Source organism: Amycolatopsis granulosa (assembly GCF_011758745.1).
Taxonomy (GTDB): domain Bacteria; phylum Actinomycetota; class Actinomycetes; order Mycobacteriales; family Pseudonocardiaceae; genus Amycolatopsis_E; species Amycolatopsis_E granulosa.
The window spans coordinates 4,716,703-4,730,920 of the sequence record NZ_JAANOV010000001.1 but is presented as its reverse complement, the minus strand read 5'-3'; the positions used below and the strand labels follow the sequence as shown (position 1 = coordinate 4,730,920).

13 protein-coding genes are annotated in these 14,218 nt (G+C 72.0%); 6 read left to right on the top strand and 7 right to left on the bottom strand.

Going from position 1 to position 14,218, the window contains the following annotated elements; all coding sequences use genetic code 11:
• The first annotated feature begins 2 nt into the window (after nucleotides 1-2).
• Nucleotides 3-3,128 (top strand): BTAD domain-containing putative transcriptional regulator, encoded by a 3,126-nt coding sequence (locus tag FHX45_RS23220; protein ID WP_167105829.1) that lies wholly within the window; start codon nucleotides 3-5, stop codon nucleotides 3,126-3,128.
• Here FHX45_RS23220 and FHX45_RS23215 read toward each other — a convergent pair.
• From FHX45_RS23215 to FHX45_RS23205, 3 genes are all read right to left on the bottom strand, one after another.
• Nucleotides 3,106-3,885 carry an ABC transporter permease gene (locus FHX45_RS23215; RefSeq protein ID WP_167105826.1) on the bottom strand — a complete coding sequence of 260 codons (780 nt, stop codon included), beginning with the start codon at nucleotides 3,883-3,885 and terminating at the stop codon, nucleotides 3,106-3,108. The genes FHX45_RS23220 and FHX45_RS23215 overlap by 23 nt on opposite strands.
• A complete protein-coding gene (locus tag FHX45_RS23210; protein WP_167105822.1) occupies nucleotides 3,885-4,838 on the bottom strand; it encodes an ATP-binding cassette domain-containing protein in 954 nt (317 codons plus the stop codon). Before FHX45_RS23210 ends, FHX45_RS23215 begins: the two co-directional genes overlap by 1 nt.
• Nucleotides 4,839-5,022: 184 nt before the next feature.
• Nucleotides 5,023-6,450 carry an MFS transporter gene (locus FHX45_RS23205; RefSeq protein ID WP_167105820.1) on the bottom strand — a complete coding sequence of 476 codons (1,428 nt, stop codon included), beginning with the start codon at nucleotides 6,448-6,450 and terminating at the stop codon, nucleotides 5,023-5,025.
• 86 nt (nucleotides 6,451-6,536) lie between these two features.
• Between FHX45_RS23205 and FHX45_RS23200 the strand changes: the two genes are divergently transcribed.
• Nucleotides 6,537-6,935 carry a MarR family winged helix-turn-helix transcriptional regulator gene (locus tag FHX45_RS23200; protein ID WP_167105818.1) on the top strand — a complete coding sequence of 133 codons (399 nt, stop codon included), beginning with the start codon at nucleotides 6,537-6,539 and terminating at the stop codon, nucleotides 6,933-6,935.
• A 60-nt stretch (nucleotides 6,936-6,995) separates the two neighbouring features.
• Nucleotides 6,996-7,985 (top strand): YhjD/YihY/BrkB family envelope integrity protein, encoded by a 990-nt coding sequence (locus FHX45_RS23195; RefSeq protein WP_167105816.1) that lies wholly within the window; start codon nucleotides 6,996-6,998, stop codon nucleotides 7,983-7,985.
• 1 nt (nucleotide 7,986) lies between these two features.
• Here the strand turns inward: FHX45_RS23195 and FHX45_RS23190 are convergent, their stop codons facing one another.
• A complete protein-coding gene (locus FHX45_RS23190; protein WP_167105814.1) occupies nucleotides 7,987-9,321 on the bottom strand; it encodes an MFS transporter in 1,335 nt (444 codons plus the stop codon).
• Nucleotides 9,322-9,462: 141 nt separating this feature from the next.
• A complete protein-coding gene (locus FHX45_RS23185; protein WP_167105812.1) occupies nucleotides 9,463-10,275 on the bottom strand; it encodes an alpha/beta fold hydrolase in 813 nt (270 codons plus the stop codon).
• Between the two features lie 62 nt (nucleotides 10,276-10,337).
• Between FHX45_RS23185 and FHX45_RS23180 the strand changes: the two genes are divergently transcribed.
• The gene (locus FHX45_RS23180; RefSeq protein WP_167105810.1) at nucleotides 10,338-11,300 is read left to right on the top strand and encodes an RNA polymerase subunit sigma-70; all 963 of its coding nucleotides are present in this window, start codon (nucleotides 10,338-10,340) and stop codon (nucleotides 11,298-11,300) included.
• Between the two features lie 169 nt (nucleotides 11,301-11,469).
• A complete protein-coding gene (locus FHX45_RS23175; protein WP_167105808.1) occupies nucleotides 11,470-11,853 on the top strand; it encodes an STAS domain-containing protein in 384 nt (127 codons plus the stop codon).
• 70 nt (nucleotides 11,854-11,923) lie between these two features.
• Here the strand turns inward: FHX45_RS23175 and FHX45_RS23170 are convergent, their stop codons facing one another.
• Nucleotides 11,924-12,565: a CoA transferase subunit B gene (locus tag FHX45_RS23170; RefSeq protein WP_167109358.1), complete on the bottom strand. Its 642-nt coding sequence runs from the start codon at nucleotides 12,563-12,565 to the stop codon at nucleotides 11,924-11,926.
• A gap of 2 nt (nucleotides 12,566-12,567) precedes the next feature.
• A complete protein-coding gene (locus FHX45_RS23165) occupies nucleotides 12,568-13,284 on the bottom strand; it encodes a 3-oxoacid CoA-transferase subunit A (protein ID WP_167105805.1) in 717 nt (238 codons plus the stop codon).
• 148 nt (nucleotides 13,285-13,432) lie between these two features.
• Between FHX45_RS23165 and FHX45_RS23160 the strand changes: the two genes are divergently transcribed.
• Nucleotides 13,433-14,209 (top strand): IclR family transcriptional regulator, encoded by a 777-nt coding sequence (locus FHX45_RS23160; protein WP_167105802.1) that lies wholly within the window; start codon nucleotides 13,433-13,435, stop codon nucleotides 14,207-14,209.
• The last annotated feature ends 9 nt before the right edge of the window (nucleotides 14,210-14,218 follow it).

Below are 14,218 nucleotides of genomic sequence, written 5' to 3'. Positions count from 1 at the left end.
CGGTGACCGTCGAGCTGCGCCTCTTGCCGGAGGTCGTCTGCCGCGGCCGCGAAATCACCGCGCCGCGTCTGCGGGACCTTCTCGCGCTGCTCGCTGCCGACCTGCCCGGCGGGTGCGGGACCGGCCGCCTGATCGAGGGGCTGTGGCCGGACGAACAACCGGAAAACCCCGTCAAAGCCCTGCAGATCCTCGTTTCGCGGGCACGCGCCCAGCTGGGCGCCGACCTGATCGCCAGCACACCGGCCGGCTACCGGCTCACACTGACCGCGGGCCAGGTCGACACCACCGCGTTGCACCGGCACGCGTCCGCAGCCCGCACCGGCGACCCGCGCACCGCGCTCGCCGAAGCCGAGGCCGGGCTGCGGTTGTGGGACGGCACGGCGGACGACGCACTGGACCCGCTGTCCACCCTGCGTCGCGAACTCCGTCCCGCGCACCGGTTCCTGGTCCGCGCCCGTGGGCTGGCGCTGTCCCGGCTGGGCCGTCACGCCGAGGCGATCGAACCGCTCACCGACGCGGCCCGCGAGCACCCGCGCGACGAGGAAGTGCTGCTGGAACTCCTGCGCTCGGAGTCCGCCACGGTCGGCCCGTCCGCCGCACTGGCGCGGTACGAGGCCTACCGCCGGAAGCTGCGCGACGACCTCGGCACCGACCCGGACGCCGAGCTGCAGGCGTGGCACCGCGAAACGTTGCGCGCGGGCGCGCCGGCCGTCCGGCACGGTATTCCGCACGAGTCCAATCCCCTGGTCGGCCGCACCGACGACCTCGCGGCGATCCGCAGCCTGCTGCGCCGGTCCCGGGTCACCACGATCACCGGCCCCGGCGGTATCGGCAAGACCCGTATCGCGCACGCCGTCGGGCGGGATGCCGAACAGCCGCTGGTGCATTTCGTCCCGCTGGCCGCCGTCCGCACCGACGGCGACGTGGTGCGGCACGTCGCGAGCGCGCTCGGGGTCGGGGAGCTGCTGCGGTCGCGGTCCCCGCTCCCACCCGACGAACTGTCCGGCGTCGCCGAGGTCCTCGGTGCCGCTCCGGCGTTGCTGATCCTGGACAACTGCGAGCAGGTCCTCGACGGGGTCGCCGAGCTGGTCGGGGCGCTGGTCTCGAGAACCCAGGACGTGCGGGTGCTGACCACCAGCCGGGCTCCGCTGGGGCTGTCGTCGGAATCGGTCTACCCGCTGCCGGAGCTGGGCCTGGCCGCGACGGTCGAGCTGTTCACGCAGCGAGCCCGTGCTGCACGGCCGGATGCCGACCTGCCCGCGGACATCGTGGCCGGCCTGTGCCGCCGCCTGGACGGACTACCGCTCGCCGTCGAGCTGGCGGCCGCGCGGGTGCGGGTCTTGTCGGTCGCCGAGATCGCCCGCAGGCTCACCGACCGGTTCGCGCTGCTGCGCGGCGGCCCGCGCGACGCGCCGCAGCGGCACCGCACGCTGGCGGCGGTCGTCGACTGGAGCTGGCACCTGCTCGACGAACCCGCCCAGGCCGGACTGCGCGCGCTGTCGGTCTTCCCCGGCGGGTTCACCGAGGACGCCGCCCGGCACCTGCTCGGTGAGCGGGACACGCTCGACGTCCTCGACGAACTGACCGGGCAGTCCCTGCTCAAGGTGAGCGACACTCCCGCCGGCACCCGGTTCCGGATGCTGGAGACGGTCCGCGAGTTCGGTGCCGCCCGCCTGGACGAGGCGGGTGAAACCGACCGGGCCACCGGCGATTTTCTCGCCTGGGCGCAGGATTTCGGTCGGGCGCACCACGAAGCGGTGTTCGCGGACAACCCCTCCGCGGCCACCGAACGGATCCGGGCCGAACGGGACAACCTCGCGGCGGCGCTCCGGCTGGGCCTCGAACGCGCCGACGGCCCGACGGTCGCGGCCGCGGCTGCGGCGCTGGGCGCCCTCTGGATGTTCGACTCCAACTTCGGTCGCCTCGCCGGCCTGGCCGTCGAGGTCCCGGACGTGCTGGCGCACTTCCACCCCGAGCCCGCGTTCGTCGAGGTGACGCGGAGCGCGGCCGCCGCGTGCACCGTGACGGCCTTCATGCTCCGCGGCCCCCGCGCAATGCGCTCGCTGATCGTCCTGCGGCGTCTGCCCGAAGCGCCGCCGACGACCCTGATCCGGGCGCTGTCGATCACGCTGTGCGCGTTCCCCGAGATCATGCTTCCCGACCGCCGCGCCCTGAAAGCCTTGTGCGACAGCGGTTTCCCGCTGCTCGCCTTCGTCGCGCGCGCCGTGGACAGCTACCGGTGGGAAACCGAGGGTGATGCCGGCCAGGCGCTCACCGCGGCCCTGCGCATGCTTGAGGCCGCTGCGGAGGCGGGCGGTGCGTGGCTACGGCTGATGACACACGCCCGCATCGGCGAGTTGTACCTGCAGCGCGGCGACGCGGTGTCGGCCAGCCGGCACCTGCGGGCGGCCATCCGGTTGGTGGAGGATGTGACGCCCTGGCCCGACACGCTCGGGCTCCGCTGGGGTCTGATGCTCGCCGCACTGCAAGCGGGTGAGGTCGACGAGGCAGAACGGTTGCTCGCCGGGTCCGGCTCCGCCGGCGTGGAAGACCGGTTCGACGTGCTCACCTTCGACATGGGCGTGCGCGCCGAGATCGCGCTGGCGCGGAACGAGGTCGACCGCGGCCTCGTGCTCTGGCGGCAGGCCGTCGCCCGTCAGCGCGCCAACGGCTTCCTCGGCCTGCGCGAAGCGCCCTGGCTGGATGCCTGGACGCTGGAGCTGACCGCCGTCACTGTGGTCGCCCACGCGCAGCACGGCCGGCTTGACCTGATCGGGGACCTGATTGGCGAACTGCCGGTGCTGGTCGCGCAGTTGTTCAGCGAGCGGGCGGCGAAGCTGCCCGCGTACCTGATCGGGATGCCGGTGCGCGGGGCGGCGCTCGTGGCAGCCGGCATGGTGGCCTTGGACCGCGGCGACCCGACCGGCGTGCGGATGATCGCGCTGGCCGAACACATGGGGTTCCTGCGCAACTTCCAGCCCACGATGAGCCCCGCCGGGATCCGGGCCGCGGTCGTGAACGCGGACGGGCCGGCGTACTCCGCCGCGGTGTCGGAGTACGCCGGCCTGGGCCCGGACGAGCTGCGCGCGGCGGCGCTGGAGCTGGTCAGCGCGTCGGTTCGCGGTTGAACAGGGCCTTCGACCACAGGTAGCCGAGCAGGGCGATGCCCACCCCCCAGCCGACCGCGGCCCAGCCGTACCACCCGACCGGCGTGCCGGCGAGCAGCCCGCGCAGGGTCTCGATGACCGCGGTGAACGGCTGGTACTCGGCGAACCAGCGGATGCCGGCCGGCATCGACTCCAGCGGCACGAAAGCGCTGGACAGGAACGGCAGCAGCAACGTCATCGGCATCACGATGTTGCTCGCCCCCTCGGGTGTCTTGGAGATCTGGCCGAGCGCGGCGGAGAACCAGCTGAGCCCGAGCGTGAGCAGCAGCAGGACAGCGGCCACGAGCAACCAGTCCCCGACCCCGGCCGAGCTGCGGAAGCCCAGCAGCAGGGACACGCCGAGGACGATCACCAGGCTCGCCACGGCCTGGATCACGTTGCCCAGGACGTGTCCGGTGAGGACGGACGCGCGGGCGATCGCCATGGTGCGGAAGCGGGCGACGATGCCCTCGGTCAGGTCGGTGCAGATCGCCACGGCGACCGGCATCGTGGCCGATCCCACGGTGAGCAACAGCATCCCGGGCACCAGGTAGGCGAGGTAGTCGCCGCCGGCGGGCCTGCCGGTGAGGCCGGCGCCGATCGCGCCGCCGAAGACGTAGTTGAACAGCAGGAGCATCAGGATCGGCATCGCGGCGACGCTCAGCGTCAGCGACGGGTAGCGCAGCGCGTGGCGGAGGTTGCGCCGCAGCATGGTGGCGGAGTCGGTGAGCGCGGGCATCAGCGGGAAACCTTCTCTTCCGTGGGGTGTCCGGTCAGGGCGAAGAAGACGTCGTCGAGGTCGGGCGTGTGCACCGCCAGGGCCTCTGCCTCGATGCCGGCGTGATCCATGCGGTCGAGCAGGGCGCGCAGCGAGCGGACGCCGCCGTCGCCGGGGATCTGCAGGGTGAGGGCTTCGTCGTCGCGGGAGACCTCGCCGAACGTGCGGGCGGCCAGGTCGAGGGTGCGGGCGTCGGCGAAGCGCAGTTCGACGTGCCCGCCGGGGATGCGGCGCTTGAGCTCGGCCGGGCTGCCCTCGGCGACGAGCACGCCGTGGTCGAGCACCGCGATGCGGTCGGCCAGCTCGTCGGCCTCCTCGAGGTACTGGGTGGTGAGGAAGACGGTGACGCCGCGGGCGACGAGGTCGCGGATGATGTCCCACATGGTGTGGCGGCTGCGCGGGTCGAGTCCGGTGGTCGGCTCGTCGAGGAAGATGATGCGCGGCTCGCCGACCAGGCTCATCGCCAGGTCCAGCCGACGGCGCATGCCGCCCGAGTAGACCGCAGCGAGTTTCTTGCCCGCCTCGACCAGGTCGAAGTGCTCGATCAGGTCCGCGGCCCGGCGGCGACCCTCGGCCTTGGGCAGGTGGTGCAGGTCGGCCATCAGCCACAGGTTCTCCTCGCCGGTGAGCTTGTTGTCGACGGCGGAGAACTGGCCGGTGACGCCGATGGCGGCGCGCACTTGGTCGGCCTGCGTGGCGAGGTCGTGCCCGGCGATGCGGGCGCTGCCGGAGTCGGCCCGCAGGTAGGTCGACAGGATCTGGACCATGGTTGTCTTGCCCGCGCCGTTGGGCCCGAGCAGGGCGAAGGTCGAGCCGGCCGGGATGCGCAGGTCGATCCCGTCCAGCACGACCTTGTCCCCGAACGCCTTGCGCAACCCGGCGACCTCGATCGCCGGGTTCGTGGTGGTGGTCAACGCCCCTCCTCGTGGTGAGTGCTCCTCGTGTGGGAGCGACTCTCGAGGGAAGCGGCTTCAGCCGGGCTTCACGCCGGTTTCAGGAGCGCCGGGGACGGTTTCCACGACCCGCATGCGGGTGGGTGCGGACGCGTGTGTGCGGGGCCCGTCCCCCGACGACAGGCCCCGCACATCCCCCGGATCCTCAGACGCGTGCCAGCTCCGGCTCCGCGGCGAGGCGGCGTGGGCGCACCACGCCGGAGATCGCGATCAGCAGCCCGAGGGCGGCGATACCGGTGATGACCGCCAGCGCGGGGGTCAGCCCGGTCAGCAGTGAGCCCTTGCCGCTGCCGGTGAGGACCGCCGTGACGATCGCGAGCCCGATCGCGCCGCCGACCTGCAGCGAGGTGTTCAGCAGGCCACCGGCCAGCCCCTGCTCGTTGTCGCTGATCCCGGTGGTCGCCTGGATGTTCAGCGACGAGAACGCCAGGGTGAACCCGATGCCGAGCAGGATCATGCTGGGCAGGACCGATCCCGCGTACCCGGAGTGCTCGTCGATCCGCAGGAACAACGCGTACCCGATCACGTGCGCCAGCACGCCGCCGAGGATCGTGACGGGCGTGCCGAGCCGGTCGATCAGCGGCTCGATGCGCGGCGAGACGAACGCGACGATCAGCGCGGCGGGCAGGAACCCGAGCGCGGTCTCCAGCGCCGACCAGTCGAGCACGTCCTGCAGGTACAGCATCACGACGAACTGGAACCCGATGTAGGCGCCGAAGAACAGCGCACCCCCGAGATTCGCCCGCGCCAGCGGTCCGGACCGCAGGATCCCCAGCCGCAGCAGCGGGTGCGCGCTGCGCTTCTCGATCAGCACGAACGCGATGAGCAGCGCCACCGCGACGGCGAACGTGATCAGGGTCCGCGGTGCGGCCCAGCCGGCCGCCGGCGCCTCGACGACCCCGAACACCAGCAGCAGCGAACCAGCGGCACCGGTGATCGCGCCGGGCAGGTCGTAGCCGCCGGCCGAGCGGTCCCGCTCGTACGCCGGGACGACCTTGATCGCGGACACCAGCGCGATCAGCGCGATCGGCACCGGCAGCAGGAACGTCCAGCGCCAGCCGACCTCGGTCAGCAGCCCGGAGAAGACCAGGCCTGCCGAGTACCCGCTGGCGCCGAACACCGCGAAGATGCTGATGGCGCGGTTGCGGGCCGGGCCCTCCTGGAACGTGGTGGTGATGATCGACAGCGCCGCCGGCGCGGTGAAGGCCGCCGCCAGGCCCTTGACGAACCGGCTCGCGATGAGCAGGGCGCCGTCGTCGACGAGACCGCCGAGCAGCGAGGCGACCGCGAACACGGCCACCGCGACGAGGAACACCCGGCGCCGGCCGAGCAGGTCGGCCGTGCGGCCGCCGAGCAGGAGCAGCCCGCCGTAGCCGAGGACGTATCCGCTCACGACCCATTGCAGTGCGTTGGTGGACAGGCCGAGGTCGGCCTGGATGGAGGGCAGCGCGACGCCGACCATCGAGACGTCGAGGGCGTCCAAACCCACGACGGTGGACACGGTCAGGAGCACGGCCCACAGCCGGGCGTCCCATCGCGTCGAGGCGGTGGACAGGTGGGCGGGAGAAGTCATGGCAACCAGATTACATGCGTGCGCATCTAATGCAAGAGGATTTAATGTCTTTGCATCAAACCCGCGCGCATGCTAGGGTGTGCGCCATGGGTGACGTCGCCGAAGGCTCCCTCGTGCAGCAGTGGCATGACCTGATGGCCCTGCACGCCACCGTCTCCGGCGAGCTGGAATGCCGCCTGCAGGACGAGCACGGCATCGGGGTCAGCGAGTTCGAGGCCCTCGAGCGGCTCGCGACCTGCGATCACAAGTGCCGCTCGGCGGACCTCCTGGCCGCCGTGCACCTGAGCCAGAGCGCCACTTCGCGCCTGGTCGCGCGCCTGGAGAAGGAGGGCCTGGTCACGCGCGCGATGTGCGAGCAGGACCGGCGCGGCATCTTCGTCGCCCTCACCGACGCCGGCCGGCGCCGCTACGCGGAGGCGAAGCAGACCCACCGCGCGGTGCTCCGCTCCACCCTCGGCGAGGCCCGTCTCCCCCAGGCGGGTTGACCCGCCGCCGCACGGGGTAGCTCACCGCCACGCGCAGACGCCGACGGTGGGAGTGCAACCGTGAGCCAGCACAACAGGGAAAGCGTTGCCGGCAGGGCCAAAGCCGGCCTCGACCGCGTGGACGCGGTGCAGCAGGAGCACAAGGCGCTGTCCGTACCGGTCGCGGTGGCCCGCAAGTTCGTCGAGGACCGGTCCACGAACCTGGCGAGCATGATCGCCTTCTGGGCGTTCTTCTCGATCTTCCCGCTGTTCCTCGTCCTGATCACCCTGCTCGGGTTCTTCGTGCCGCAACACCTGAAGAACGACGTCCTCGGGCACGTGAGCAGGATGTTCCCGCTGCTGAACCCGTCGTCCATGCAGGGGCTGAGCGGGTCGTGGTGGGCGCTGACCGTCGGGCTGGTCACCGCGCTGTGGAGCGGGATCGCGGTGGTGCGCGCGACGCAGAACGCGTTCAACGCGGTGTGGGAACTGCCCTACCACGCCCGGCCCAGCCTGCCCAAGCAGATCGTGCGCAGCGTGCTCGTACTGGTGACGATCGGGCTCGGCCTGGTCATCAGCACGATGATCAGCGGGTTCGTCTCCAGCGGCAGCGACCTGCTGCACCTGGGCTGGCTGGGGAGCATCCTCGGGTACGCCATCGCGATCGTGCTGGACATCGGGTTGTTCATCGCGGCGTTCCGGATCCTGACCGACCGGGACATCACCACGCGGGACGTACTGCCCGGCGCGGTGCTGTCCGGTGTGCTGTTCTGGGTCCTGCAAACGCTGTCGTCGCTGATCATCAGCCGGTACCTGCGCAACGCCGAGAGCACTTACGGCACGTTCGCCACCGTGATCACGCTGCTGTGGTGGTTCTACCTGCAGGGCATCGTGACGCTGCTCGGGGCGCAGCTCAACGTGGTGCTCACGGACCGGCTGCACCCGCGCGCGCTGGCCGGCCCCCCGGAGACGGAGGCCGACCACCGCGCCTACGAGTCCTACGCGGAGGAACGCGCGTACCACGAGGAGGAGCGCGTGGACACCTCGTTCCCCGCCGACCGGCGCCGGTGAGCTACTGGGCGCCGGTGACGAACGCCTCCCGCTCGGCGGCCGGCCGCTCCCGCAGGGCCAGCACCGCGGCCAGCGTCACCAGGCAGGCCAGCAGCATGTAACCGGACACCGCGAGCGACGTGCCGGTCTCGCCGACCAGCCAGGTCGACACCAGCGGAGCGAACCCGCCGCCGAGGATCGCGCCGAAGGCGTAGGCGAAGGAGACACCGCTGTACCGGATCGAGGCGGGGAACAGCTCGCTGTACGCCGCGGCCTGCGGGCCGTAGGTCAGCCCGAGACCGAAACCCAGCACGACCACCGACAGCAGCATGAGCGGCAGCGCACGGGTGTCGAAGAGCAGGAAGAACGGGAACGTCCACGCGCCCATCGCGAGGATGCCGATCAGGTAGGTGCGCCGGCGGCCCCAGGTGTCCGACCAGTGCCCGGCGGCGACGGTGAACACACCCCAGGCGACCGCGCCGACCATGCCGACGAACAGCATCGTCGAGCTGGACAGCTTGAGCGTGCGGGTGCCGTAGGAGTTGATGAACGCGATCAGGATGTAGCCGACCATGTTGTTGGCGATGAAGAGCCCGATCGCGACGACCAGTTCGCGGCGGTTGGTGCGCAGCAGTTCGGCCAGTGGCGCGGACCGGCGGGCCCGGCGTTCGCGCAGCTCGCTGAACACCGGGCTCTCGGAAACCCGGGCCCGCACGAAGAAGCCGACGGCGATGAGCACGACGCTGAGCAGGAACGGGATCCGCCAGCCCCACCGGGCGAACTGGTCGGCGGTGGTGGCTGCGGAGACGCTGAAGAACACCAGGTTCGCCAGCAGCAGCCCGATCGGCACGCCGATCTGCGGGAACGAGCCGAAGTAGCCGCGCCGGCCGGCCGGGGCGTGCTCGACCGACATCAGCGCCGCGCCGCCCCACTCGCCACCGGCGGACAGGCCCTGCAGCAGCCGCAGCACGACGAGCAGGATCGGCGCGGCGACGCCGATCGAGTGGTAGGAGGGCAGCAGGCCGACGCCGATCGTGGACAGCCCCATCAGCAGCAGCGTCGCGACGAGCACCGCCTTGCGGCCGACCCGGTCCCCGAGGTGCCCGGCGACGATCCCGCCGATCGGCCGCGCGACGAAGCTCACCCCGAGGGTCGCGAACGACGCCAGGAGCGCGGCGGTGGCGTCCAGCGAGGGGAAGAACTGCTTGCCGAACACCAGGCCCGCGGCCGAGGCGTAGATGAAGAAGTCGTACCACTCGATCGTCGTACCGACGAGGCTCGCACCGACGACGCGGCGCAGCTGCCCGCGGTCGCGCGACCGGCTCATCCGGGCCGAGGCCTCGGGGGTCTGCGTCATGTCCATCCCTTCCCGCCGTTGGAAAGAAGATCAAAGGTTTGACTAGTTCCCTGGCAACCTAGAGCGCGCGTTGCGCGGACACCAGTGGTGGACGCACACCTTTACCGTCCTGATACCTCGGGAGCCGGCCCCACCTGCCGGTCAGAGAAGCTCGCGCAGCCGGGCCGCGAACGCGTCCGGCTGCGAGGCGAAACCCGTGTGATCGCCGGGGAACGGGGCGGGCTCGATGCCGACGAGCGTGGCGAGGGCGCGGGAGGTGCGGTCGCAGATCTGGCCCGCGGAGTCCGCGCCGATGCCGATCACGAGGCGGTCGCCCAGCGCACGCAGCTTCGCCACGTCCGGCAGCCAGCGGGTCGTCGGCCGGTACAGGTGGGCGTACTGGAAGTCCGCATCGGCGAGGTCCTGCGGGCTGGGCTCCTGGGCGAACATCTGCTGGAACACCGCCTCCGGCAGGTCGATGTCCGCCATCGCCAGGAACTTCCGCCACGCGCCGACGCGATCGCCGGCGAAATGGGTCGCGATGATGTCCTCACTCTGCGCGCGCAGAGCGTCGCGGTCGGGGAGCAGCTCCGGCAGCGGCGGTTCGTGCGCGATGACCTTGCTGATCAGCTCGGGGTGGTCCTGCGCGAGCGCGAGCACGCTCACCGCGCCGCCGCTGGAACCCAGCACGGTGGCGGGTCCCGCGTCGACGTGCCGGATGAGCCGGGCCAGGTCGTCGGCGCGGGTCTCCGGTGTCACATCAAGGCCGGGATCGTCGACCGGGCTGCGGTTGATGCCGCGCGGGTCGGTGGTGAGGACGGTGTGGCCGTCGGCGAGCAGGCCGGCGAGCGGGGCGAACGGGCGAGCGTCCATCGGTGCGCCGACGAGCACGACGAGCGGGCCCTGTCCGCGGACCTCGTGGTAGAGCTCGGCGCCGGGGACGCGCAGTGAGCTCGCGGTCACGGTGTGGTTCATGGTTCCTCCCGGGATTGGCTTTCCGAAGTGGAGACCGCCGTCGTGCGGCAGAATCATCGCTCGTGACCGAACTGGCCGTGGACCTGGAGCGGGCGCGCACGGGCGACGGACCCGCGTTCGCCCGGCTGGTCGAGCCGCTGCGCCCGGAGCTGCACGCGCACTGCTACCGGATGCTGGGTTCGGTGCACGACGCCGACGACGCGGTGCAGGAGGCGTTGCTGCGTGCCTGGCGCGGGCTGGCGCGCTTCGAGGGCCGCGCTTCGCTGCGGTCGTGGCTGTACACCGTGGCGACGCGGGTCTGCCTGGACGCCGTGGAGCGGCGCGGCCGGCGGGCGCTGCCGATGGACCTCGGGCCGGCCGCTGACCACGTGGTCACCGGGAACGCGCCCCGCGCGGAGGTCGCGTGGCTCGGCCCCTACCCGGCCGGACCGGGCCCGCGAGCCGAACAGCGGGAGGCGGTGGAGCTGGCGTTCGTGGCCGCGTTGCAGCACCTGCCCGGGAACCAGCGGGCCGCGCTTTTGTTGTTCGAGGTCCTGGGATTCTCCGCGGCCGAGATCGCGACGATGATGAACACCTCGGCCGCGTCGGTGAACTCGGCGCTGCAACGGGCGCGGCGGGCCATGCCCGCACGCGTTCCGGCACCGTCCGACGCCACGATGCGCACCCTGGCGGCGGCCTACGCCGGCGCGCTGGAGCGCGGCGACGCGGATGCGCTCGTGGCGCTGCTGACCGAGGACGTGACGTGGGCGATGCCACCGATGCCGCACTGGTACCGCGGAACCGGCGCGGTGATGTCCTTCGCGCGGCAGTACCCGCTGGCCACCTGCGGCGACTGGCGGCACCGCCTGGTGGGCACCAACGGATCGACCGGCGTCGCCGCGTACTTGCGCTCCGCACCCGGCGGGACGTTCGAAGCCTGGTCCATCACCGTGCTGTCGCCGCGGGACGGCCGGATCGCCGGGATCACTTCGTTCCTGGGGCGGGAACACTTCGCGCACTTCGGCCTGCCGGACGCACTGTCCTGACGCCGGCGCGTGCACTGTGGACCGGTTTCACCGGCTGCCGCGCCGGGTAAACCGGGGGCCGCACGCAAGACGGGTCACCGGCGGCCCGGCCGCCGGTGGTCCTGCTCCGCGTCACCAGCGGTACTGCCGGTAAGGTGTGCAGGCTGACCGTACGGACGATGGAGGGATCGTGCCCCAGGCTTTCGCCACCCGCTGGACACGCGAGGGAGGCGAAGCGATCGTCGCGATCATCGGTGAGGTCGACCTCGGCACGGCCTCCCGGGTCCGGGAAGCCGTCAAGGAGGCGCGCGACAGCACCGGCCCGGTCCCGCTGACCACCCTCATCCTCGACCTGTCCGAGGTCGAGCACCTGGACTCGCTCGGGCTGGCCGTCCTGGTGGAGACCGCCGCCGAATGCCACTCCGCCGACCAGGCGCTGGCGCTGATCTGCCCGACCCCGGTGGTGACCCGCCCGCTGGAGATGACGGGCCTCGACGGCATCCTGACGATCACCGCATCGCTCGCGGAGGCCCGCGAGGCGGCCCGGCGGGCCCTCGCGGAGGCGGACCGCTGACGCGAATGGCGCCAGGCCACCGGAGTCCGCCCCCGCGCGTGACGGGATCGCCCGCGCCGCGCCGGAAGTCCTAGCTCGCCAGGGGTTCCAGGACCTTCGCGCCCGTCTTGTCGCGCAGCTCGTCGTCCGTGACGCCCGGTGCGGTCCGCACGAGCCGCAGCCCCTCCGGCGTCACGTCCAGCACCGCCAGGTCCGTGATGATCCGGTCGACCACCCCCGCGCCGGTCAGCGGCAGCGTGCACGTCTCGACGATCTTCGGGCTGCCGTCCTTCGCCACGTGGTCGGTGATCACGATGATCCGCTTGGTGCCGGCGACGAGGTCCATCGCGCCGCCCATGCCCTTCACCAGCGCGCCGGGCACGGTCCAGTTCGCGAGGTCGCCGTTCGCGGCGACCTGCAGCGCACCGAGGATCGCCAGGTCGATGTGCCCGCCGCGGATCATGGCGAACGACGTCGCCGAGTCGAAGAAGCTCGCGCCGGGCTGGACGGTGACCGTCTGCTTGCCGGCGTTGATCAGGTCGGCGTCCTCCTCGCCCTCGAACGGGAACGGGCCGAGGCCGAGGATGCCGTTCTCGCTCTGCAGGGTGACCCGGACGCCCTCCGGGATGTGGTTCGCCACCAGCGTGGGGATGCCGATGCCGAGGTTCACGTAGTCCCCGTCCCGCAGCTCCGCCGCCGCCAGCGCGGCCATCTCGTCGCGGCTCCAGCCCATGGTCACGCCTCCGTTCCGGTCAGCGCCCGCGGGCGCACCGTGCGCTTCTCGATCTCCTTAACCCGCGGTGCGGCGACCACCAGCCGGTCGACGAACACGCCCGGGGTGATCACCAGGTCCGGGTCGACGTAGCCGTCCAGCAAGACCTCGGTCTCGGCCACGGTCACCCGGCCGCAGGTGGCGACCACCGGGTTGAAGTTGCGGGCCGCCATCCGGTACACGAGGTTGCCCTCGCGGTCGGCGGTGTGCGCGTGCACCAGCGCCAGGTCCGCGACGATCCCGCGTTCCTGCACGTAGGTCGCGCCGTCGAACTCGGCGTGCGGTTTGCCCTCGGCGACCGGGGTGCCGACGCCGGTCCTGGTGTAGAACGCCGGGATGCCCGCGCCACCGGCGCGCATCCGCTCGGCCAGCGTGCCCTGCGGCGCGAACTCCACCTCGATCGCGCCGTCCAGGTACTGCTGCGCGAACAGCTTGTTCTCCCCTACGTAGGACGCGATCACCTTGCGGACCTGCTTGTTCTCCAGCAGCAGTCCGAGGCCCTTGCCGTCCACGCCCATGTTGTTCGACACGATCGTCAGGTCACCGATCCCGGAGTCGCGCACGACCTCGATCAGGTCGTAGGGAATTCCGGACAGGCCGAAGCCGCCGACCGCGATCGTGATGCCGTCCCGCAACGCGCCGGCCATCGCGTCGGCGGCCGCGCCGAACACCTTGGACACGTGCAACTCTCCTTCGAGCGTCCGTGGAATGAGCACTGCGCGAAAGTGAACCGGAGCTGGGAAAACCGGGTCAAGCGCGGTACCGGCATCGCTCGTCAGGTGAACGAGCGCGGCCACGGCGTTCACTGAGTGGACGTAACATAGGAGCATGCCGCCAGCCCACCTGATCGGCCGCGCCGCGATGGTGCTGCGCGCGCTGTCCACGGCCGGTGAGCCCGGCGCGTCCACGTCCGAGGTGTCCCGCACGACGGGCCTGGCCCGGCCCACGGCCCACCGGCTGCTCGCGGCGCTGGCCGACGAGGGGTTCGTCGACCGCGACCACCGCACCGGCCGCTGGCACCTCGGCCCGGAGCTGTACCTGCTGGGCGAATCCGCCGCGGCGCGCTACGACGTGACGCAGCACGCGCGGGCGAGCGTGCACCGGCTGGCGGCGGCGACCGGCGAGAGCGCGTTCTTCTCGGCGCGGCGCGGCGACGAGACGGTGTGCCTGCTGCGGGAGGACGGCGACTTCCCGATCCGCTCGTTCGTGCTGTACGAGGGCGCGCGGTTCCCGCTGGGGGTGGTCTCGGCCGGGCTGGTGGTGCTGTCGTTGCTGTCCGACCGGGAGATCGACGAGTACCTGGCACGCGTCGACCTGACCGAGCGGTGGGGCGCGGCGCACGCGCCCGGGCCGCTGCGCGAGCGGATCGCGCAGACCCGGGAACGCGGGTATTCGGTCAACCCGGGCCTGGTGGTCGAGGGCAGCTGGGGCATGGCGGCGGCGGTGTTCGGCGCGGCCGGGGAACCGGCGTGGGCGCTGACGCTCACCGGCGTGGAGTCCCGGTTCCGCGAGCCACGGCGGGCGCAGATGGGCGCGCTGCTGCTGAAGGAGGCGCACGCCCTGACCACGGCCCTGGGTGCGGACCGCCGGCGCGCCGCCCGGTGACGACCCCGG

Bases quoted from the DNA above. Each gene is read 5' to 3' on its own strand.
- FHX45_RS23200 (WP_167105818.1), top strand. From the start codon at position 6,537: ATGGGTGACGTCGCCGAAGGCTCCCTCGTGCAGCAGTGGCATGACCTG.
- FHX45_RS23215 (WP_167105826.1), bottom strand. From the start codon at position 3,885: ATGCCCGCGCTCACCGACTCCGCCACCATGCTGCGGCGCAACCTCCGC.
- FHX45_RS23160 (WP_167105802.1), top strand. From the start codon at position 13,433: ATGCCGCCAGCCCACCTGATCGGCCGCGCCGCGATGGTGCTGCGCGCG.
- FHX45_RS23170 (WP_167109358.1), bottom strand. From the start codon at position 12,565: ATGGGCTGGAGCCGCGACGAGATGGCCGCGCTGGCGGCGGCGGAGCTG.
- FHX45_RS23185 (WP_167105812.1), bottom strand. From the start codon at position 10,275: ATGAACCACACCGTGACCGCGAGCTCACTGCGCGTCCCCGGCGCCGAG.
- FHX45_RS23205 (WP_167105820.1), bottom strand. From the start codon at position 6,450: ATGACTTCTCCCGCCCACCTGTCCACCGCCTCGACGCGATGGGACGCC.
- FHX45_RS23190 (WP_167105814.1), bottom strand. From the start codon at position 9,321: ATGACGCAGACCCCCGAGGCCTCGGCCCGGATGAGCCGGTCGCGCGAC.